At 31.3% G+C, this 22,298-nt stretch carries 21 protein-coding genes and 1 other RNA gene; 21 read left to right on the top strand and 1 reads right to left on the bottom strand.

All coding sequences use genetic code 11. From position 1 onward, the window contains the following. Positions 1-55: 55 nt before the first annotated feature. From RSD37_RS14730 to ppdK, 14 genes are all read left to right on the top strand, one after another. Positions 56-400: a histidine triad nucleotide-binding protein gene (locus tag RSD37_RS14730; protein ID WP_346947502.1), complete on the top strand. Its 345-nt coding sequence runs from the start codon at positions 56-58 to the stop codon at positions 398-400. A 135-nt stretch (positions 401-535) separates the two neighbouring features. After that, complete coding sequence (gene rpsU / locus RSD37_RS14725; protein ID WP_346947501.1) at positions 536-712, top strand: 30S ribosomal protein S21; 177 nt, start codon at positions 536-538, stop codon at positions 710-712. 22 nt (positions 713-734) lie between these two features. After that, positions 735-1,184 (top strand): GatB/YqeY domain-containing protein, encoded by a 450-nt coding sequence (locus RSD37_RS14720; protein ID WP_346947500.1) that lies wholly within the window; start codon positions 735-737, stop codon positions 1,182-1,184. A 281-nt stretch (positions 1,185-1,465) separates the two neighbouring features. After that, the gene (yqfC, locus tag RSD37_RS14715; RefSeq protein WP_346947499.1) at positions 1,466-1,759 is read left to right on the top strand and encodes a sporulation protein YqfC; all 294 of its coding nucleotides are present in this window, start codon (positions 1,466-1,468) and stop codon (positions 1,757-1,759) included. Then, positions 1,743-2,906, top strand: coding sequence for a sporulation protein YqfD (yqfD, locus tag RSD37_RS14710; RefSeq protein ID WP_346947498.1), 1,164 nt, complete (start codon positions 1,743-1,745; stop codon positions 2,904-2,906). The genes yqfC and yqfD overlap by 17 nt, the downstream gene beginning before the upstream one ends. Before the next feature lie 15 nt (positions 2,907-2,921). Beyond that, positions 2,922-5,093 (top strand): HDIG domain-containing metalloprotein, encoded by a 2,172-nt coding sequence (locus RSD37_RS14705; protein ID WP_346947497.1) that lies wholly within the window; start codon positions 2,922-2,924, stop codon positions 5,091-5,093. Position 5,094: 1 nt separating this feature from the next. Next, the gene (ybeY, locus tag RSD37_RS14700; protein WP_346947496.1) at positions 5,095-5,595 is read left to right on the top strand and encodes an rRNA maturation RNase YbeY; all 501 of its coding nucleotides are present in this window, start codon (positions 5,095-5,097) and stop codon (positions 5,593-5,595) included. Positions 5,596-5,694: 99 nt separating this feature from the next. Continuing rightward, positions 5,695-6,393 (top strand): diacylglycerol kinase, encoded by a 699-nt coding sequence (locus RSD37_RS14695; protein ID WP_346947495.1) that lies wholly within the window; start codon positions 5,695-5,697, stop codon positions 6,391-6,393. Positions 6,394-6,634: 241 nt separating this feature from the next. Continuing rightward, complete coding sequence (locus RSD37_RS14690; protein ID WP_346947494.1) at positions 6,635-7,033, top strand: cytidine deaminase; 399 nt, start codon at positions 6,635-6,637, stop codon at positions 7,031-7,033. Positions 7,034-7,043: 10 nt separating this feature from the next. Beyond that, positions 7,044-7,925, top strand: a complete 882-nt coding sequence (era, locus tag RSD37_RS14685; RefSeq protein ID WP_346947493.1) for a GTPase Era — start codon at positions 7,044-7,046, stop codon at positions 7,923-7,925. A gap of 22 nt (positions 7,926-7,947) precedes the next feature. Next, positions 7,948-8,673 carry a DNA repair protein RecO gene (gene recO, locus RSD37_RS14680; RefSeq protein WP_346947492.1) on the top strand — a complete coding sequence of 242 codons (726 nt, stop codon included), beginning with the start codon at positions 7,948-7,950 and terminating at the stop codon, positions 8,671-8,673. A gap of 123 nt (positions 8,674-8,796) precedes the next feature. Continuing rightward, the gene (locus RSD37_RS14675; RefSeq protein ID WP_346947491.1) at positions 8,797-9,327 is read left to right on the top strand and encodes a DUF4342 domain-containing protein; all 531 of its coding nucleotides are present in this window, start codon (positions 8,797-8,799) and stop codon (positions 9,325-9,327) included. Positions 9,328-9,726: 399 nt separating this feature from the next. Then, positions 9,727-10,359: a helix-turn-helix transcriptional regulator gene (locus RSD37_RS14670; RefSeq protein WP_346947508.1), complete on the top strand. Its 633-nt coding sequence runs from the start codon at positions 9,727-9,729 to the stop codon at positions 10,357-10,359. 46 nt (positions 10,360-10,405) lie between these two features. Next, complete coding sequence (gene ppdK / locus RSD37_RS14665; protein WP_346947490.1) at positions 10,406-13,060, top strand: pyruvate, phosphate dikinase; 2,655 nt, start codon at positions 10,406-10,408, stop codon at positions 13,058-13,060. Between the two features lie 238 nt (positions 13,061-13,298). Here ppdK and RSD37_RS14660 read toward each other — a convergent pair whose 3' ends face one another. Next, entirely contained in the window at positions 13,299-14,366 is a 1,068-nt protein-coding gene (locus tag RSD37_RS14660; protein ID WP_346947489.1) for a CotS family spore coat protein, read from the bottom strand. Between the two features lie 472 nt (positions 14,367-14,838). Between RSD37_RS14660 and RSD37_RS14655 the strand changes: the two genes are divergently transcribed. The 7 genes from RSD37_RS14655 to rnpB all read left to right on the top strand — a co-directional run bounded on the left by RSD37_RS14655 (position 14,839) and on the right by rnpB (position 22,186). Continuing rightward, a complete protein-coding gene (locus RSD37_RS14655; RefSeq protein WP_346947488.1) occupies positions 14,839-15,855 on the top strand; it encodes a deoxyguanosinetriphosphate triphosphohydrolase in 1,017 nt (338 codons plus the stop codon). Positions 15,856-16,034: 179 nt separating this feature from the next. Further along, a complete protein-coding gene (gene dnaG / locus RSD37_RS14650) occupies positions 16,035-17,810 on the top strand; it encodes a DNA primase (protein ID WP_346947487.1) in 1,776 nt (591 codons plus the stop codon). A 22-nt stretch (positions 17,811-17,832) separates the two neighbouring features. Continuing rightward, on the top strand, positions 17,833-18,900 hold the full coding sequence (gene rpoD, locus RSD37_RS14645; protein WP_346947486.1) for an RNA polymerase sigma factor RpoD: 1,068 nt from the start codon (positions 17,833-17,835) through the stop codon (positions 18,898-18,900). Positions 18,901-19,212: 312 nt separating this feature from the next. After that, the gene (locus RSD37_RS14640; protein WP_346947485.1) at positions 19,213-20,109 is read left to right on the top strand and encodes a PH domain-containing protein; all 897 of its coding nucleotides are present in this window, start codon (positions 19,213-19,215) and stop codon (positions 20,107-20,109) included. A 26-nt stretch (positions 20,110-20,135) separates the two neighbouring features. Further along, positions 20,136-20,819: a class I SAM-dependent methyltransferase gene (locus RSD37_RS14635; protein ID WP_346947484.1), complete on the top strand. Its 684-nt coding sequence runs from the start codon at positions 20,136-20,138 to the stop codon at positions 20,817-20,819. Positions 20,820-20,840: 21 nt separating this feature from the next. Further along, positions 20,841-21,638: a Nif3-like dinuclear metal center hexameric protein gene (locus RSD37_RS14630; RefSeq protein WP_346947483.1), complete on the top strand. Its 798-nt coding sequence runs from the start codon at positions 20,841-20,843 to the stop codon at positions 21,636-21,638. A 122-nt stretch (positions 21,639-21,760) separates the two neighbouring features. Further along, positions 21,761-22,186: RNase P RNA component class A (gene rnpB, locus RSD37_RS14625), an RNA gene on the top strand. The last annotated feature ends 112 nt before the right edge of the window (positions 22,187-22,298 follow it).

The raw sequence follows: 22,298 nt of genomic DNA, 5'->3' as shown, positions 1-22,298 counted from the left end.
GTATCTGTAAAGAAACTTAACAATTGTTTTTTAAATTAGGAATGGAGGTGAAAACATGTCAGATTGTCTATTTTGTAAGATAGCAAAGGGAGAAATTCCTTCAAATAAGGTTTATGAAGATGAAAAGATTTTAGCATTCCATGATATAAGCCCGGAAGCTCCTGTTCATATTCTCATTATTCCAAAGGAGCATATCAGCTGCGTAAATGACATAGATAAAGAGAATAGTGTTATTGTAGCTCATATTTTCTCAACCATTCCAAAGCTAGTAGAAACCCTAGGGATAGAAAAAAGTGGCTATAGAGTCGTAACTAACACCTTAGAAGATGGTGGGCAAACAGTACCACATTTACATTTTCATTTATTGGGTGGAAGAAATCTAAAATGGCCACCAGGTTAAAATTTATATAAATAAAACTGATGAAAATCTTGACATAAGTTAATGTGAATTGTATAATTGAAAATGTGCTATTTAGGCCTCGCATTGGCTACTTTTAATTAAAATTGAATTGAGCTAGCGGAGGGAGGGATATAAATGTCAGAGATAAAAGTTGGAGAAAATGAATCATTAGAGAATGCATTAAGAAGATTTAAAAAGAAATGTGCAAGATCAGGTGTGCTTTCAGAAGTAAGAAAAAGAGAACACTATGAAAAACCAAGTGTTAAGAAAAAGAAAAAATCAGAAGCTGCTAGAAAAAGAAAATTTAAATAGAATTTGAAAGAAGGTTTAAATAATGTCATCCATTAAGGAAACATTACAGGACGACTGGAAAAATGCTATTAAACAAAAAGATAGGTTTAAAGCAAAAGTAATAAGTATGGCGAAAGCTTCTATATTGCTAGTTGAGAAATCTGGAGCAACCAATGTCGATGATGATAAAATTATTGAGATTTTAGCGAAAGAGATTAAGCAAAGAAGAGATTCTTTGGTTGAGTTTCAAAAAGGAAATAGACAAGATTTGGTTGATGAGACTAATTTGGAAATAGAAATCTTATTACAATACCTTCCTCAGCAGTTAACGGAACAAGAAATCCGAAAGATTGTTATAGAGTCAGCCGAAAAACTTGGTACTAGTAGCATTAAAGATATGGGAAAACTTATGTCAGATGTAAGACCTAAAGTAAATGGTCGAGCAGATGGTAAGGTAGTAAGTCAAATAGTAAAAGAATATTTGAATAAATAAAGGACTCAGTTAACTGAGTCCTTTTTAATTGCCACTCCAAATCTGTGATTTAACTGAGAATCTAAATCTTTGATTTAGTTGCTCGAAGTTACTCCTTCGAATGAATATGAGAAAGAGTGTCATATCTAAGTCCTTGATTTAGGAAATATATATAGAACTTACTCATTGTAATAAAACAGGGGTAAGTTCTTTTTGAATTTAAGTAATTAATCATTACTCAAAATCATAAAATTTAAAAGGGGATTTGTGTAAAAATTATTATGATTTAGAGGTGATGGAGTTTGAATAATAAATTAGCGAGAGTAAAAGAAAAAGTTGTATATGGGTTAGATCTACCTGTTGATGTAGCTCTTAGTTTGCCTAAAATAACTATATTAGCTGAAAAAGAGATAACAGTTGAAAATCACAAGGGAATAATAAAGTTTAATACTAATGAGTTAGTGATAAATACCACATTAGGACTTTTAGAAATTTTAGGGGAAAATTTTGAAATTATTTTTGTAGGAGGAACCACCATAACTTTAACAGGTAAATTTAGAACGGTGGTGTATGAGAATTATGAAGAAAATAAATAATTTTAATAAAAGTTTTGTAAGGGTAGAAGTAGAATCCATGAAGGGTGAAAAGGTCCTGAATTACCTTTGGAATAAGAATGTAGAAATAAAAAATGTTAAGAGAAATAATATGTTTTCAATAACACTAGATATAAAGATGTCAGAATATCATTATCTAGAAGAGGCTGTGACAAAGATAAATGGGAAGATGAGAGTTATAGATCGCAAGGGTATAAATTTCTTGTCACTTAAATTTAATCATAGAAAAGTATTGCTAGTAGGTGTAGCTTTATTCATCTATATATTATATTACCTTGGTGGATTTGTTTGGAAGGTTGAAATCCTTACAGATAAATATCTTGCGCCCTTAGAAGTTAGGAATATACTTAAGAGTTATGGTATAATGGTTGGAACTAGGAAAGATTCAATAGACGTACTTAAAGTAGAGGAAGATTTAGTTACAGACATTGATGAAATAATGTGGGTTAAGGTTAGGACTGAGGGGTCAAAACTTACAGTTGAAATTGTAGAAAGGCAAGAGCCACCAGTTGTAAAGGAAAAGGAATATACAGGTGATTTAGTAGCTAGAAGAAGTGGAATCATAAACAGGATATATACAAGTGCAGGTACTCAAGTTAAAGTTCCAGGTACGGTGGTTAGCCAGGGGGATTTAATCGTTAAAGGTCAAGAGGGGAAAGAGGGAAGGGAGTTTTCTGTAAAAGCTCAAGGAAGAATATATGCAACTACATTTTATGAAGAAATTAAAATAGTTCCAACTCATACTGTAGAAAATAAAAGGACTGGAAATGAAATTTCATCTTATTCCATAAATCTTAATAATAAGAAAATTTATCTTAAAAAATCATTAAATAACTTTAAAAATTATGATAAAATAGAAACAAAATGGGGTATTTGTATAAAGGAAACTTATTATGAAACTGAGGAAGTTCAAATAGAGACAAATTCAGATGCTATAGTTAAGGAATTAGAAAATAAGATTACATTAAATTTAGACAGAGGTGTTAAAATATTAGATATTAAGCCTGAGGTTAAAAAGCAAGATGACAAATATGAGGTTAGGGTATTAGTTACGGTAGAGGAAGATATTGCCTTGAGTGAGGTTGTAGCTCCAAAGGAAGTAAGTGAAGAGGGGAGCCCTAACACTTAAAGAGAAGGTGTAAACATGGGATATAAAAAAATATTAAGGAAGAGAAAGTTTCCAGTAATAAAACCACATATTACTTTTATTACCACCACGTTGATAATTTATTTAATTTTAAGCTCAGTTGTAGTAAATAAGAAGTATACATTAGATGTTGGAGAGATAGCTAAATTTGATATTAAAGCACCAAAAGATGTTGAGGATAAGATAGCTACCCAAAAAAACATAGAAGAGGAATTAAAGCATATACAGGAAACCTATACCTATGATGCAAGTGTTAGAAAGTTAGCTGTTGAAAATATAGACAACTTGTTTGTAGTTGTAAAGAAAATAAATAAGGAAACTGTATTAACTATCAGTCAATCAGATAAAGAAGATCCAGATAAAGTTAGGGAACAAGAGGAAAAACTAAAAGCTGAGAAGATAAAGAAATTAAGAGAACAAAGTCCAATACAGAATCTTTCTATAGAGAACTATGAGATTTTATTAGGATTAAGCGAAACTCAATTAGAAAGTATAAATAAGGATATAGTATCATGTATGAATAACTTATATGATACCACATCTATATATGAGAATAAGCCTCAAGATATTTTTTCAGCTCAAGGATATATAACTACTACATTTAATAATTCTAGTTATTCTAAAAGTGTAAAAGATTTATCTATGGCAATTGGGCATTCACAAACCAAGGCAACATACTTTGTTGATCATGAAAAAACTGAAGAAGCAAGACAAAATGTGGCCAAGAATGTAACCCCTGTAATTTATAAAAAAGATCAAACTATTATAGCTGAGGGGCAGCCAATTAATGAATCTCAGCTAGAACTTTTAAATGATTTAGGTCTTTTAGATAATAATAAATCCAATGGAATATATATGCATCTAGCTTTAATTTTAATCGTTGGAGGAATATTAGGTATACAATGGATATATATAAAGTTAAGAAGAAAGGATTTATATGAAGATAATACTAAAGTTGTATTAATAAATATTCTAACAATTTTAACGGTGGCACTGGCAAGAGTATTTATTCCTATATCACCATATACAATTCCTTTTGCATGTGTAGCTATTTTATTATCTGTATTAATTGATAGCAAAACCTCTGTAACTATAGGGGTACTAAATGTAATATTCATATCTTTTATTGTTAAATTTTCTGTGGATTTAATTTTAATAGCATTACTTAATGCTGTAATAGTTCCTATGGTATTAAAAAGAGTACAACAAAGAAATGACATACTATATTCATCTTTAATTATTGGTGTAGTAAACATAATCTTTGGAGGAATTATGGGATATTTTTTAAGTACAAATTTATCCACTATATTAAATAGGGCATTGCTTACAGGTGCATCGGCAATAATATCTGGTATATTAGCTATAGGTATACTACCATTCTTGGAAAATATATTTGATGTAGTAACAAACATAAAGCTGTTAGAGCTAGCTAATCCAAATCATCCTTTGATGAGAAGATTATTATTAGAAGCTACAGGTACTTATCATCACTCAGTTCTAGTTGCAAATTTAGCAGAGATGGCTGCAGAAAATGTAGGTGCAAATCCAATAATGGCAAGGGTTTCTGCGTATTATCATGACGTAGGTAAATTAGAGAGACCTTATTACTTTAAAGAAAATCAAGTTGGTATAGCTAATCCTCATGATGATATGTCACCTGCCTTAAGTGCAGCTATAATACTATCTCATGTGGATGATGGAATTAAGTTGGCGAATAAATACAACTTACCACAGGTTATAATTGATGTTATAAGAGAGCACCATGGAGACTCTCTTGCTAAGTATTTCTATATAACAATGAGGAATCAAAGCGAAAATCCAGATGAAATAAACGAGAATGACTACCAATATAGTGGTCCTCCACCAACAACTAAAGAATCTACTATTGTTATGATGGCTGATGGAGTTGAGGCTGCAGTAAGATCAATACAAGAGCCAACAAAAGATAAGATTGAAATTATGGTAAATAACATAATAAAAGCTAGAATAGATGAAAATCAACTTGTTAATTCTGATTTAACTTTTAAAGATTTGGAAAAGATAAGAGAGAGCTTCTTAAAAGTATTATCAGGGATTTACCATGAAAGAATAGAATATCCTAAGGAAAAAATAAATATTGAAAAGGCTATAAAAGAGAAAGAACAATCTAGTAAGAACGAGGAAGAATAATATGATTTATATGGACAATAGACAAAGTCTTATCACTATAGATGAAGACTTACAAGGCAATATTGAGGATATTGTTAACTACACCTTGAAGGAGGAGCAGGTAACAATACCCTACGAGGTAAGTATAATTTTTGTAAATAATGAAAGTATAAGAGAAATTAATCAGGATACTAGGGGTATAGATAAGGTTACTGATGTACTATCATTTCCTATGCTTGATTACCAGGATAAAATGGTGTTTAAGCAGTTTTATATAGGATATGAGTTTTCTCAAATAGATTTAAATGAGGGTAATCTAGTCCTGGGAGATATAGTTCTATCTCTAGAGAGAGCAAAAGAGCAGAGTGAAGATTTTGGGCATTCATTTACAAGAGAGGTATGCTATCTTATAATTCACTCCATACTTCACTTACTTGGTTATGACCATATGGAGGAAAATGATAAGAAAGTTATGAGGGCTAGAGAAGAAGAGATTTTAAACAAATTTAAAATTGAAAGATAAGAATTTTAAGGACTAATGAAGCTTATAAACTAGATAGAAAAATTATAAGTATGACATGATTCTACCATGTCAACTTTGTTTAAGGTGGTGTGGAGTATTATGAAGGTGAAAAAGCTAGTGGATAGCTTCAACTATGCTATAGAGGGTATAATTTACTCAATTAGAACTCAAAGAAATATGCGAATACATATGATAATAACTATGTTAGTATTAATTGGATCTTTTTTCTTTGATTTGACCAAGATTGAACTTTTAATACTAACAATAACAATAACTATGGTTGTTGTAGCTGAAATGATAAACACGGCAGTAGAGTGTGCTATAGATGCCACCACGAACTTCTATCATCCCTTGGCAAAAATTGCAAAGAATGTGGCAGCAGGAGCGGTACTGATAACTGCTTTAAATGCCATATTGGTGGCTTATATAATTTTTTATGACAAAGTATTACCTTTTTCATTAATAATTCTCTCGAAAATTAAAAATTCAAATCCACATATGATATTCTTTATGTTAGTGATAGTGTGTATTGCAACGGTAGTAGTTAAAGCCATTTATGATGAAGGGACTCCACTGAGAGGTGGAATGCCTAGTGGTCACAGTTCTATAGCTTTTGCCATAGCAACTACAATTACCCTTTTAACAACGGAGCCATTAATAATGATACTTGCATTCCTATTAGCCTTTATAGTAGCTCAAAGTAGGGTTGATTCAGATGTCCATTCTATTTTAGAGGTGGTTCTTGGAGGAGCGTTTGGATCATTGTTGATTCTGTTTTTATATCAGATTATAGTATAAGAGGTGTCTATGAGTTTAAGGACACTTCTTCTTATATGAATTATTTAGTGAAACCGTGGGACAATAGTATTACTATAGTGTATACTAGAATACTGGTGTTAATACCGGTAAAAATCATTTCATATTTCATATGAGTTATGTATGAATGTCTATAGAATGGCTAATGAAGAGTTGAATTATTATTTCTAGGTAAATAATCTTAAAAAAGAAGAAAATTTAATTAAATGGGAGGGAAATTGAAATGGAGAATAAAGAGTTAGTTAAAACTGCAATAGATGCAAGAGAAAATTCATATTCACCTTACTCTAAGTTCAAGGTGGGTGCCGCAATTGAAATGGAAGATGGTACGGTGTTTACAGGATGTAATATAGAAAATGCTTCCTACGGTGCTACAAACTGTGCTGAAAGAACTGCCATATTTAAAGCGGTATCTGAAGGACATAAGGTAATGAAAAAAATTGCTGTAGTAGGAGATATGTCAACTTACACTGCACCTTGTGGTATATGTAGACAGGTTATTGCAGAATTTGCAGATAAAGATATAGAAATAATATTAATTAAAAACAAAGATGAGTATAAAGTAAAAACTCTAGAAGAAATATTACCAGGAGCATTTACTAAAGAAGACTTACTTAAATAAAGGAGGATATATGTTTAAATCAGGATTTATAACTATAATAGGAAGACCGAATGTAGGGAAATCAACTCTGTTAAATCATTTAATGGGGGAGAAATTATCTATAGTATCAAGTAGACCTCAGACCACAAGAAACAATATACAGACAATATTAACCAAGGATGATTATCAAATAGTGTTCGTGGATACTCCAGGTATGCATAATCCAAAGAATAAGCTTGGAGATTATATGGTGAAGATAGCTAAAGATTCTATGAAAGATGTAGATGTTGTGCTATTTTTAACAAGCCCAGAAGGGCAAATTAACAAGTCGGATGTACATATTTTAGAGCAGTTAAAGGGGTGTAATACACCAGTATTTTTAGTTGTAAATAAAATAGATGAAAACTCTGCTGATAGAGTAGCGAAGACTTTAGATCAATATACTCAGGAATTTGACTTTGCAGAAATAATACCTATTTCAGCTATGAATGGAAAAAACACAGAAAAACTTTTAGAGTTAGTAGTTGAAAAATTGCCAGAGGGTCCAAAGTATTATCCAGAGGATATGATAACTGATCAACAAGAAAGATTTATCGTTATGGAAATTATAAGAGAGAAGGCTTTAAGATTATTATCTCAAGAGGTACCTCATGGAATAGCTATAGAAATATTAACTATGAAAAAGAATGATAATGGAAATTATCTTATAGAAGCAAATATGCTGTGTGAAAAAGATTCACACAAAGGTATAATAATAGGTAAAAATGGAACTATGTTGAAAAAGATATCTACCTATGCAAGACAAGATATAGAAAAGTTCTTAGGATGTAGGGTAAACTTAAAGCTTTGGGTTAAAGTTAAAAGTGAGTGGAGAGATAGTTCCTTCGTATTAAAAGAACTTGGCTATAAATAAATAGAATTGTAGGTGGTATCTGTTGAGTACCATTAAAACTAGAGGTATGGTGCTAAAAACTCAAGAATACAAAGAAAATGATAAGTTATTATGGATATTTACTGAAGATATGGGTAAGGTATCTGTTATTGCTAAGGGTGCGAGACGAAGTAAAAATAAAAACTTTTCTAACACCCTACCATTTTGTTTTGGAGAGTATGTACTATATAAAGGCAGAGGACTATATACGTTAAATGAAGGAAAGATAATAGATTCCTTTCAAGATATATTAAATGACTATGATACCTTGATATATGGATCATATTTTAATGAGCTTATTGATATTACCATGGAGGAAGAAGAAAACTATACTGTTTTTATGAATTTAGTTAAATGCTTCTACCTTATGAGAAATAAAGCCGTAGATATGGAACTTTTAGCTCGGGCTTTTGAAGTGAAATTATTAAATTCTATAGGTTATGGAATTTCATTAGAGAACTGTGCACTTTGTAACAATAAAATTAATAAATCCGATTATATATCATTTCAATTTTATGGTGGCATATGTGATGAATGTGAAAAGCAGCATGGTACGAAAGTGTCTGGTGCCACATATAATGGATTAAAGTTCTTAAAAAAAGTAGACTTAGAGAAGGTTGGAAGATTAAATTTGGACAAAGCTACTAAGGCTGAGATACAGAAAATTTTAGCTACATTCATGGAGTTGAATTATAGAAGAAAGCCTAAAAGCCTATCATTACTTAAGTGACACTCCAAATCTGTGATTTGGCTAGTAGAACTTACTCATTCGAATGAATATGAGAAGGAGTTTACTTGTAATACTCTAAATCTGTGATTTAATCAGTGAATGTTGCTTGGGAGGGGAATATTTATGGATGAAAATACTTTAAAAAAAATAGAAATGCTAAGGGATAGAGCAAATTTATCCTATGAAGAGGCACAGGAAATTTTAGAAAAGTTTAATGGAGACATAATAGAAGCTTTAATTTATTGCGAAAGACAAAAACAAAATAATAATAAGAACTTTAATGAAAAAATCAGTGAAAGTGAATTTGTGAATTATATAAAATCTCTTATTAAAAGTGGAAATGTATCAAGAATAATAATTAGAACTGATGAAAATACACTTGTAAATATACCTGTGAATGCAGGAATAGTAGTTGGAATAGTATTACTACTACAACCTGTATTGATAGTGTTAGGAGCTGCAACAGCAGTATTTACAGACTTAGAGATAGACATAATAAAAGAAGATGGTTCAGTAGAAGTAATAAATAAGCTTGTTAAGAACACTATGAAAACCACGGCACAAAAGGCTACAGAAGTAACTCATGAATTAAAAGAGGGTATATCTGTAACTTATGAGAAATTTAAAGATAAAATATTACATGGTAATAAATAAAAATCTTTTAAAATTTAGAAATCACGTAGAAAGATGGAAAGGATATTTCCATCTTTTATTTATAACAAAATATACAAAATTGAAAATTCAAACTATTGGATTAAATAACATTTTCTATGTTTTATAATGGCTAAGTTGAAAATTAAATGAATCTTTTGTACATTTATGAAATAAATGTATTGAAAAATCATATTACTTGTTATAATATCATGATATAATATAAAACATAGTAATTGTGTTACACTAATTACGGTACTATTTAATAATAGTAAAAAATTATAGCGATTACTACCACTACTATATTAAACTTATAACCACATTTACAATAAAATCTATAATGGGGTTTATGTATAATATTTATAGTGTTAGTACTACATATTCGAAAGGTGGCGAATTGTCATTAAACTCTCACAAAGACAGGAACAAATAATAGATTTAGTTAAAGCAAATGAACCAATCACCAGTGAAGCTATAGCAAAAGAGTTAGGACTGACTCGTTCCGCCATAAGACCAGATCTATCCATATTAACTATGACTGGAATATTGCAAGCAAGACCTAAGGTAGGTTACGTATGTATTAAGAAATCAGACAGGGATCCTAAAAATAGTGAAATAAGAAAAATTTTAGTTAAGGATGTTATGTCTAAACCTATTCTAGTTACAGAAGAAACCACGGTTTATGAAGCTATTTTAACGCTTTTCTTAAATGATGCGGGGACGTTATTTATTGCAAACGAAGGGATTCTTTTAGGAGCGGTATCTAGAAAGGATTTCATCAAAATGGCTATGGGGACAGCTGATATGCATAGAGTACCTGTTGGAATAATTATGACTAGAATGCCAAATATAATATGCGTAAGCGAGGAAGAATCAGCTTTTAATGCAGCAAAGAAGATAATGTCACATCAGGTTGACTGTTTACCGGTAGTAAGGCAAGAAATTATAGATGGTAAAGAGATATTAAAAATAGTGGGGAAAATATCTAAAACCAATATTACTAGTGTTTTTGTAAAACTGGGTGAAGATGAATAAACTTATTCATTTGACTATATATATTAAAAGATAGGGGTTGTATAACATGGAGAACAAAAAATATGTTTACCTTTTTAAAGAAGGTAGCGGCAGTATGAAAAATCTATTAGGTGGAAAAGGGGCTAATCTTTCAGAAATGACAAGCATAGGGATTCCAGTACCGCAAGGGTTCACAGTGACCACTGAAGCTTGTAATAAATATTATGATGATGGAAAGATAATATCACAAGAAATAGTAGATGAAATTAACCATAAAATGACTGAACTTGAAGCAATAAGTGGTAAGAAGTTTGGAAGTTTAGAAAATCCTCTATTAGTTTCAGTAAGATCTGGTGCTAGAGCATCTATGCCTGGAATGATGGATACAATACTTAATCTAGGATTAAATGATGAAACTGTAGAGGTAATGGCTAAAAAAACAAATAACCCTAGATTTGCTTATGACTCATATAGAAGATTTATTCAAATGTTTGCAGATGTTGTTATGGAAGTAGAAAAAAGAAACTTCGAAGACATCATGGATGAAATGAAGGAAGCTAGAGGAGTTAAACTTGATACTGAATTAAACGCAGATGACTTAAAAGAATTAGTTGTTAAATTTAAAGCTTACTACAAAGAAGCTAAGGGTGAAGATTTCCCAAGTAACCCAAATGAACAATTAATAGCTTCAATTACAGCTGTGTTTAGATCATGGAACAATCCAAGAGCTATAATCTATAGAAGAATGAATGATATTCCAGGAAGCTGGGGAACAGCAGTAAACGTACAGGAGATGGTATTTGGTAACAAAGGAAATACTTCTGGTACAGGAGTTGCATTCTCTAGAAACCCATCTACAGGAGAAAAGAAAATATTTGCTGAGTACTTAATGAATGCACAAGGTGAAGACGTTGTTGCTGGTATTAGAACACCTCAACAAATAGAGCATTTAGAAAAAGAAAATCCAGCTGTTTATAAAGAATTTATAGACATTGTTAATAAATTAGAAGATCATTATAGAGATATGCAGGATATGGAATTTACCATAGAAGATGGAAAGCTTTACTTCCTACAAACTAGAAATGGTAAAAGAACAGCTCAAGCTGCTCTTAAAATAGCTGTTGAACTTGTAGAAGAGGGAATGTTAACAAAAGAACAGGCAATTCTTAAAGTAGAGCCAAAGCAATTAGATACACTACTACATCCAAATTTCGATAAAGCAAGCCTTAAAGCTTCAACTGTAATAGCTAAAGGACTTCCAGCATCTCCAGGTGCTGCTTGTGGTAAGGTTTACTTTACTGCAGAAGATTCAAAAATAGCTAATGAAAGAGGAGAAAAAGTAGTTCTTGTAAGACTTGAAACATCACCAGAAGATATCGAAGGCATGATTGCTTCAGAAGGTATATTAACAGTAAGAGGCGGAATGACTTCTCATGCTGCTGTTGTTGCTAGAGGAATGGGAACATGCTGCGTTGCAGGATGTGGAGATTTAAAAGTAAATGAGGCACAAAGAACCTTTAGTGTAAATGGAGTTACTTACAAAGAAGGAGATTATATCTCTATTGATGGAAGTACAGGAAATGTATATGCAGGACAAATTAAAACAGTTGAACCTGAAATTAATGGATACTTTGGAACATTCATGGGCTGGGCTGATGAAATAAGAACATTAAAAGTAAGAACAAATGCAGATACCCCAAGAGATACAGCACAAGGTGTGAAATTTGGAGCACAGGGAATTGGTCTTTGTAGAACAGAGCACATGTTCTTTGAGGCAGACAGAATCATGGCTATAAGAGAAATGATAGTTGCTAAAGAAGAAACAACAAGAAGAGCTGCTCTTGAAAAATTATTACCAATGCAAAGAAAAGATTTCATAGGAATCTACGAAGAATTAGTGGATAGACCTGCTACTATAAGATTCTTAGATCCACCACTACATGAATTCCTTCCTCACGAGGATGAAGAAATAAGAGAATTAGCTAAGGACTTAGGGTTAACTTTTGAAGAGTTGAAAGCTACTGTAGATTCACTACATGAGTTTAACCCAATGATGGGACATAGAGGATGTAGACTTGCAGTATCTTATCCAGAAATTGCTGAAATGCAAACTAGAGCGGTAATTGAAGCTGCTATAGATGTTAAAACTAGAAAAGGTTATGACATCGTTCCAGAAATCATGATACCACTTGTAGGAGAAATAAAAGAGCTTAAATATGTTAAAGACATCGTTACGAGAGTAGCTGATGAAATAATTAAAGAAGCTGGAATAGATATGAAATACATGGTAGGTACAATGATAGAGATTCCAAGAGCTGCATTAACAGCTGATGAAATCGCTAAAGAAGCTGAATTCTTCTCATTTGGAACAAATGACTTAACTCAAATGACATTTGGATTCTCAAGAGATGATGCTGGAAACTTCTTAAAACATTACTATGATAAGAGTATATATGAATCTGATCCATTTGCAAGACTTGATCAGAATGGTGTTGGTAAGTTAGTTAAGATGGCTGTAGAGTTAGGAAAAACTACTAGACCAGAAATAAAACTTGGAATATGTGGAGAACATGGTGGAGATCCATCATCAGTTGAATTCTGTCATATAATAGGATTAAACTATGTATCATGTTCACCATTCAGAGTTCCAGTTGCAAGACTTGCCGCTGCACAAGCTGAAGTAAATCATCCAAGAAAGAAAAGCTGCTGTTGCTGTAAGTAAGACTCTAAATCTACTAATATATTTTATGTAAATATTAATGAGGACTTCATATTAGTAGGCTGACAAGACATAGTTATAATTAAAGAAAGCAAGACTGACAGTGATATCCTGTTAGTCTTGCTTTCTATTTGTTATGTTTTAAATTAGTGTTAATTATGACATTATATTATGCTCAGCAATCCTTTTCCAACATTGATTTACTAGGGTTCTACTCAATGTAAAATCAGAATTGTAATAATTAAAGCTTCACACCAAACTTTAACTCAATGTATTTAAGTAGCTTATAGCTAAAATCTATATGAATATCATTATTACATACAGCTTTATTTAGTAAATTAACAAAGGATTTTTTATTGCATCTTGAAATATTATTGTAATAATCCCTAGACAACTTCCAGTATTTTTGAGGAAAGGCTAAGTATGAAAGTATATATTTATAATCGTCTAGAGTTAAAGGATGATTTATCTCATACTGTTGAAGAAAGTTTATAGCCAGGTCTCCATTCCAGCAAGTGTTTTCACGCCTTAGAAGACGCCTTAGGCAGTAGGATATATCAAGGGCGCAATAATCATATTTACACTTATCAAAATCGATAACAAAAATTTCTCCTTGATTTACAATTAAATTTTTACTTACATAGTCATTATGACAAATAGATTTAGATAGATTTGAAGTATCTATGGTATTGGCTATGTTAGTTGCTAGAGTTGCTAGAGTCATACTGGTTGTAAAACTGAGCATATATACTTTAGAAAAATAATCCTTATATTTAAGACTAAGCTTCTCAAAATTTACAAGCTGATGGGTATGTTTATTTAAAGATTCAGCAAGATTTGAAAGACCTTCCTTATGTTTGCTTCCTAAAATAGGAGAGAAGCCTAAAGAAATTTCATGCATGTTGCCAAGGTTTCTACTTGCCATATTTACATTATCAATATTATCAAAATCACACTTATCCCCTTGAAGCCAATCTGTAAGAATAAACAACATATTATTATAATTTACATATCTTCCGTGATCAGATGTAGATAAAATTCTAGGGACGTTTATATTATTTCTATAAAGCCACTCCGTGGCTGAATAAATAAAAAGAAGCTCATCAACTTGATAATATACTTTTTTAAGACAATATTCATGGCCGTTACTTTCTATCTTATAAACGGCTCTTTGCTTATCTGTATCTTTAAATTTCACTTGATATATAGCACTATCTCTAGATAAATCATAATAAGGTAAAACATTTTTTTTAATATTGCTTGTGGATAGCAAATCAATTGTTGAATTATCTACTATTACATTATTCATTGTTTATCTCTCCTTAAACATATTAGGGGAAACTCCTTCTCATATAAATTTGAAAGAGTAAGTTTGAAGGGCCAAATATCAAATTTGGATTCTCACTTATAAGATAACTAATTTAGTAGTTGCGCTACTATAATTATGTTTATGTTAGCCATATTAAAAATATATCAAAATGAAGAATAAAGTTTTATTTAAAATACTATAATAAATAAGTAACTATATAATTATATAGTTGTTTAGAACATAAAGAATTACATGGTATTTAGAAAATATAGCGATTTAAACAACTTATTACCTCTAGTAAAATCAAGGTAAATGAAATATAATAGTACAATGTGCAAATTTTAGATAAAAAATATGTAAAAAATTATAGATAATTAGAGGAATTTGTATATGCAGTAAAGAAAATATATGAAGTAAAGAAAAAAATATATATAAGGAGTTTAAATAATTAAGTGGGAGGTAGGTGTACTTAATGAATATTAGAGAAAAAATAGAGCTTGGAGAAGAAAATAACATAATACAGCAGGGAGCAAAATCAAAAGATTCTCGAGGACGAGAAAGAGTGGAAGAATTAGATGAAATTAGAACTGCATACATGATAGATAGAGATAGAATTATACACTGTAAATCCTTTAGAAGATTAAAACGAAAAACTCAAGTATACATTAAAACTTGGAGTGATCATTATAGAACTAGACTTACTCACACCCTTGAAGTTGCACAGATAGCCAAAACTATAGGAAGAGGCATAGGATTAAATGAAGATTTAATAGAAGCTATTGCTTTAGGTCATGATATTGGGCATGTAGCCTTTGCTCATAGTGGTGAAGACGTGCTAAATGAGATTTTGCCCAATGGATTTACTCATAATAAAAATAGTATAAGGGTACTAACTTGCATAGAAAATAATGGGCAAGGCCTTAATTTATCTAAGGAAGTTTTAGATGGAATACTATATCATAGTGGATTTTCAAATAATAGTGAACGAGCATTTACTTTGGAAGGACAAGTTGTAAAGTACAGTGATAAGATTGCTTATGTAAATCATGATATAGATGATTCTTTAAGAGCATCAATTTTATCAATGGAGGATATACCAAAGCATATACTTCAGATTTTAGGATATACTCATGGAGATAGGATAGATACATTAGTTAAAGATTGTATTTATACTACTATTGAAAATATTAAGGATAACCATATTCAGGTAGCTTTATCTAAAGATATTGATGATAAATTTAAGGAACTTAGAAATTTTATGTTTAAAGAAGTTTATAATGGAGAATTTCTAAAAGAAGAGCGAGAAAAGGCAAAATTTATTCTTATGGAGCTATATAAGTATTTTTATAACCATGAGGATAAACTACCGGAATTTTATAAAAATATTTCTAAAGAAGAAGGTCATCATCAAGGAGTAGCTGACTATATAGCGGGGATGAGTGATGAGTATTGTATAGATATTTTTAAGGAAATATATATACCAAATTAATAGGTAATAGAACTTTGAATTATTGTTTATGAAGGAAAAATATATATTATAAAGAATTTAATAATAGTAAAGAATATAATCATTATATAAAAACTTTACAAAAAACTTTATAAAAAGAGGAATTCCAAAATATATGTCGAATTATAAGAGCAAGGAATTTATCGTTAGGTGGAGTGAACATGTTTTCACAGGAGATAATACAAAGAGTAAAAGACGAGAACAATATAGTAGACATAATTTCAGAAACCGTAACCCTTAAAAAGACAGGTAAGAACTATTCGGGAAGATGTCCCTTTCATAATGAAAAGACACCTTCATTTACTGTGTCTAGCGAAAAGCAAATTTATAAATGTTTTGGATGTGGTGAAGCAGGCAATGTTATAAGCTTCGTAATGAAAACAAGAAATTTAACTTTTCCAGAGGCGGTAAAAGTTCTTGGAGAAAAGGTAGGAATTGTGTTAGAGGATGAAAATCTTGAGGAGAATAAATCTGGAGCTAGAGAAAAGTATAAAAGAATGTATGACATAAATGTACAGTCAGGTAGATATTTTTATAGTAATCTAAAAAGATTTAAAGAACCTTATGAGTATCTGAGAGGAAGGGGAATAAGTGATAGTATAATAAAAAAATTCGGTATTGGATTTGCACTGGATGATTGGCAGGGGATAAGAACCTATTTAAAGAAAAAGGGATTTAGTGAAGAAGAAATACTAGAATTGGGACTTACCACTAAAAATGATAAAGGGAATATATATGACAGATTTAGAAACCGAATAATATTTCCTGTATTTGATGTTACTGGAAAAGTAATTGGATTTGGTGGAAGAGTGTTAGATGACTCTAAGCCTAAGTATCTGAATTCTCCAGAGACGCCTATATTTCACAAAGGGACTAATCTTTATGGAGTAAATTTGGCTATAAAAAATAATCCTACCAGAACGGTAATCATGGTAGAAGGTTACATGGATGTAATTTCACTTGTTCAACAAGATGTAACCAATGTAGTAGCAACATTAGGAACGGCATTAACAGAAGGACAATGTAAATTACTAAAAAGGTATGTAGATACAGTGATTGTATCCTTTGATTCAGATGTAGCAGGGCAAAATGCTACAATAAGAGGATTAGAAATATTGAAAAAAGAAGGCTTTGAACTTAAAATTCTTCAAATTCCAAAGGGAAAAGATCCTGATGAATATATAAGGATAAACGGAAGGGAGAAGTTCTTAAAGCTGGTACAAGAATCATTGCCACTTATAGATTTTAAATTAAAATTAGCTGAAAAAGGAATAGATTTTTCAAGAAAAGAAATGATAATAAGGTATTTAAAAGAAGTCGTACCAATCTTAAAGGAGTTAGATTCATTAGAGCGTGCTGTATATATAAAGCAGGTTTCTGAGAAAAGTGGGGTTGGAGAAGCGGTTATCTTACAATCTTTAAACAAAAATGATAATAAATATATAAAAAATAATAAAAGTAATAATATAAATAGGGAAATTGGGCAAAAATTATACTTAGAGCCTGCTTTTATTAAAGCAGCAAGAACGGTTTTAAAGGTTGCCATCAATAATGATTTGTCAAATAAAATTCTAAGTAGTGTAAACCTAGAGGATTTTATTCTAGAAGTCCATAAAGTGATATATAAAGTCATAGTAGAGAATAATGGAGCTTCAGAAAAGGAATTATCAAATCTAATTGAAATGCAAACAATTCAAGATAGTGATTTTACTAAAGAATGGATAAAGATTCAAGAGAGTAAAATTGACATAGATAAAAGTTCGATTGAAAAAATGGTAAATGACTGTATAAAAGAGATAAAAAAATACAAGTTAGAGGAGTCGAAAAGGGAAATTATGAATAAAATTAGGGTATGTGAATCTAATGGACTAGTAGAAGAATCATTAATGTTAGCCAGAGAGATTATGGATATACAAAAGGAAATGGGAAGACTTTAAGTAACAAAAGGGAGGTAATTGGATGAAGGATAAAGCCGGAAAGGTTGCTCTAGTAAAGAAATTAATAGAGAAGGGTAAGAAAAAAGGAAACTTAACATATAAGGAAATAATGGATGAGGTTGAGGGCGTAGATCTAACACCAGAACAAATAGAAAAAATATATGAAGTACTTGAATCTATGGGAATTGATGTTATAGGTGATCCTCAACATGAAGAAGAGGAAGAGGAATTAGAACTTGATATAACAATTCCAGAGGGAATTGCTATAGATGATCCTGTTAGAATGTACCTGAAAGAAATTGGAAAGGTACCACTATTATCAGCTGATGAAGAAATGAGACTTGCAAAGCTAATAGAAGATGGAGATGAGTATGCAAAGAAGAAACTTGCAGAGGCTAACCTTAGACTAGTTGTAAGTATTGCTAAAAGATATGTTGGAAGAGGTATGCTATTCCTAGACTTAATACAAGAAGGAAACTTGGGTCTTATAAAGGCTGTAGAAAAGTTTGACTACAGTAAAGGATTCAAGTTTAGTACCTATGCTACATGGTGGATTAGGCAAGCAATAACAAGAGCTATTGCTGACCAAGCAAGAACTATAAGAATACCAGTCCATATGGTAGAAACAATAAATAAACTAATAAGAGTATCAAGACAACTTCTTCAAGAACTGGGAAGAGAGCCACTTCCAGAAGAGATTGCCAAACAAATGGATATGACAGTGGATAAGGTTAGAGAGATAATGAAAATAGCTCAAGAGCCTGTATCTTTAGAAACTCCAATTGGAGAAGAAGAAGATTCTCATCTAGGGGACTTCATACCAGATGATGATGCTTTAGCTCCTGCAGAAGCTGCTGCATTCACAATGTTAAAAGAACAGTTAATAAGTCAACTTCGTACATTAACTCCAAGAGAAGAGAAAGTGTTAAGACTTAGATTTGGACTTGATGATGGAAGAGCTAGAACACTAGAAGAGGTTGGAAAAGAGTTTAATGTAACAAGAGAGAGAATTAGACAAATAGAAGCTAAGGCTTTAAGAAAACTTAGACATCCAAGTAGAAGCAAAAAACTTAAAGATTATTTAGATTAATATATAAATAATGGTAAAATATAAGTATAGTGAAAAGTACTAAGTGAATAGCCTATAAGCTATTTTCTTGGTGCTTTTTATTCTTTAATATTGTTATCAAAATGTAGTAGATGAAGCATCTATTCTAACTTTAAGTATAAAAGTGTGTGATATATAATATAATTGTAGTACAAGATATTTAGGTAATCTAAACATAAATTTGAAAAATAATGGACAAATCATACCTATATAATATAAAATAAAAATAAATACAAAAATGAAAATAGATATAAATATATTTGTTTTTACATGCGACTATAAGGAGGTAAGTGTATGAATAGTTTCAATGGAAATAAGAAACTAGAAATAATTCCAACGATATTAACAATTATAACTTTAAATATAGTGGGATTTATAATAATCTATCTTCTAGATTCATATTTAATGTTAAACTTAATAAAAGTGATATTAGTGATATGTAATATATTTTATATATATCACATATTAGTTTGGTTTACTGTGAAATACCATATCTCAGAAAATGAAATTAGAATATGTTGTCTAGGTGGAATGAAAGAAATAGTTTTAAATATTGAGGATATAGAAAGTTATACAGCAGAAGAAGGAAAGATAAAGGGTATTGGACTTTCAGGAATATCCTCAAATAAGTTTGCCATTGGAAGAATTGCAGTTAAGAACTTAGGGACAACGAGGATGTTTGTTACAAACAGCTCTAAAGTTATATATTTAAAAACTAAAAATATAGATGATGTAAATTATGCAATATCACCTAAAGAATATAAGGCGTTTGAAATAGCTTTAAAGGCTGCAAATGTATTTGAAAGACCTTGGACAAAGGATTACAATAAATCGCCTAAGCTTTATAAGGAAAAGAAGTTTATGATTCCATTATTTATAACTAGTCTTATAATATTAATCATAACCTTTGCACCACTTATATTCTATATACTAAATAAATTGCCAGATATAATACCTCTGGTTCTCAATGCATCAGGAACTGTAATAGAAGTTGGAACGGATAAACAATTTGCTTTTTCTCAAATGATATATGGATTATTAAATATGGCAGTGCTTTTCTGTATGTATTACGCAGCTCATTTCTGTGCAAAATATGACAAGAAAGCAGCGTATAGGTATATCTATATATCCTTATTTGTTGCAATAACCTTCCTGTATCTACAAATAAGACTTATAACAACAATTGTATAAAAGAAAAATGGAATTAAGGTGGAAATATGATAATTAGCAAAAGATTAAAATTAATAAGTAGCTTAGTGACAAATGTAACAACTATGGTAGATGTGGGTACGGATCACGGATATGTACCTATAGATTTACTTAAAAATAATAAAATAGAGTTTGCTATAGCAAGTGATATAAATAAGGGACCTGTAGAGAAGGCTAGAAAGAACCTTAAGGATAATAATCTTAGTGATAAGGTTGAATGTAGACTTGGGGGAGGACTTAAAACCGTTAAACCAGGTGAAGTAGAAGCCGCAGTAATTGCAGGTATGGGTGGAAATCTAATTAGGGACATTTTGGAAGAGAGTCAAGATGTGTTTAAGAAGTTGAAGTATGCTATAGTTCAGCCAGTACAAAATCCAGAGGTTTTAAGAGAGTATCTATATAAAAGTGGATGTGAAATCTTGGATGAGTGTATAATATATGATGAAGAAAAATATTATGAAATCTTAAAAATAAAATGGGGGAAGAACATTAAAGAAGTTGACCCTATATATTATGAGATAAGTAAAATACTATTAGATAAAAAGGATGAAGGCTATAAAGAATACTTAGAGTTTAAGAGAGCTAAATATATTAGAATATATGAAGGGCTTAAGGGTGATACAGAAAATTCTAAGAGCAGAAAAGAAGAACTTGGTCTTAAGATTAACAAGATAGAACAGTATTTAAAATAAGTGTTGATTGTGGAGGATATTATGGTGGCGAAAATAGAAGACATAATGAACATAATGGAGAATGTAGCTCCGGTGAATCTTAAGGAGAGTTATGACAACGTAGGACTTATGGTGGGAGATAGAGAAGCGGAGGTTCATAAGGTTTTAGTTGCTTTAGATTGTACTGTGGATGTTATAGAAGAAGCTAAGAGCATAGGTGCAGAATTGATTCTAACCCATCATCCTTTGCTGTTTAGGAAGCCTAAGACTATAACAACGGACACTCTTCAAGGGAAAAAGATTATATCCTTAATAAAAAATCACATAGGACTATATTCTAGTCATACTAATTGGGATTCTGTCAGCGGTGGATTAAATGATACCTTCGTTAGGTTCCTTGGATTTAATTCCGGGGAAATAATAGACAAAAACCCTAATAACGACAAATCAGGCATAGGTAGAATAATAAATCTTCAAGAGGAGAAAACCTTAGAAGAAATAATAGATATGATTAAAGAGAAACTAAACTTAGAATTCTTGCGTTTTTCTGGAGATTTGAAGAAAACTATAAAAAGAATTTCTATAGTAAACGGTAGTGGTGAGGATTATTTAGATAAATCCTATGAAATGGGAGCAGATTTAGTAATCACAGGGGATACTACTTATCACTTTGTATCAGATTATAGTGAAATGGGTTTATCAATAATAGATGTGGGTCATTTTAATTCTGAATGGCCAGTTGTGGTAGAACTTTCGAAGTTAGTGAAAGAAGCTGTGAAAGCTATGGATGTAGAGGTTGTTATATCTAAAGTAGTTAAGGATCCTTATAATTTTATATAGTGGAAACTCATTCTCATATGCATTCGAAGGAGTAAGTTCGAAGAACTAAATCATAGATTTAGATTCTCACTTACAATTTAAGACATTGCAATAGTGTAAGATCTGTGTTAATATAAATCTTGCGAGTAAGCCAGACAATCGCTGCTGAGAAATCAGGAGAGGAAAGTCCGAGCTCCGTAGGGCAAGGGTGCTGGGTAACTCCCAGTGGAGGCGACTCTAAGGAAAGTGCAACAGAGAGATACCGCCATAAGTAAATCCTTTTTAAAGGAATACATTCTAACTAGTTAGAATGTATAAGTTCGAGGGACTAAATCCTAGATTTAGATTCTCACTTAACTTAGGGTAAGGGTGGAAAGGTGAGGTAAGAGCTCACCAGCGCACTGGCGACTTTGCGGCTATGTAAACCCCATCTGGAGCAAGATCGATAGAGGGACATTATAGGGCGGCCCGTCCTGTCCCCGGGTGTATCGCTGGAGCCTATTAGTAATAATAGGCCTAGATAGATGATTGTCAAATACAGAACTCGGCTTATAGACTTATCTCGTATAAAAACCACCAAGGGAAACTTTGGTGGTTTTTTTATGTGCGCCCAGCATGGGTGCAATGAGGACACTGAAAAAGTCCTTTATATGAGCATTAAAGAAAAAGTATTATAAACAC

This window comes from Clostridium sp., from assembly GCF_036646415.1.
In the GTDB taxonomy this organism is placed as follows: Bacteria; Bacillota; Clostridia; order Clostridiales; family Clostridiaceae; genus Clostridium_J.
Note: the sequence above shows the minus strand (reverse complement) of the source record. Positions and strands in the feature narration are given on the sequence as shown.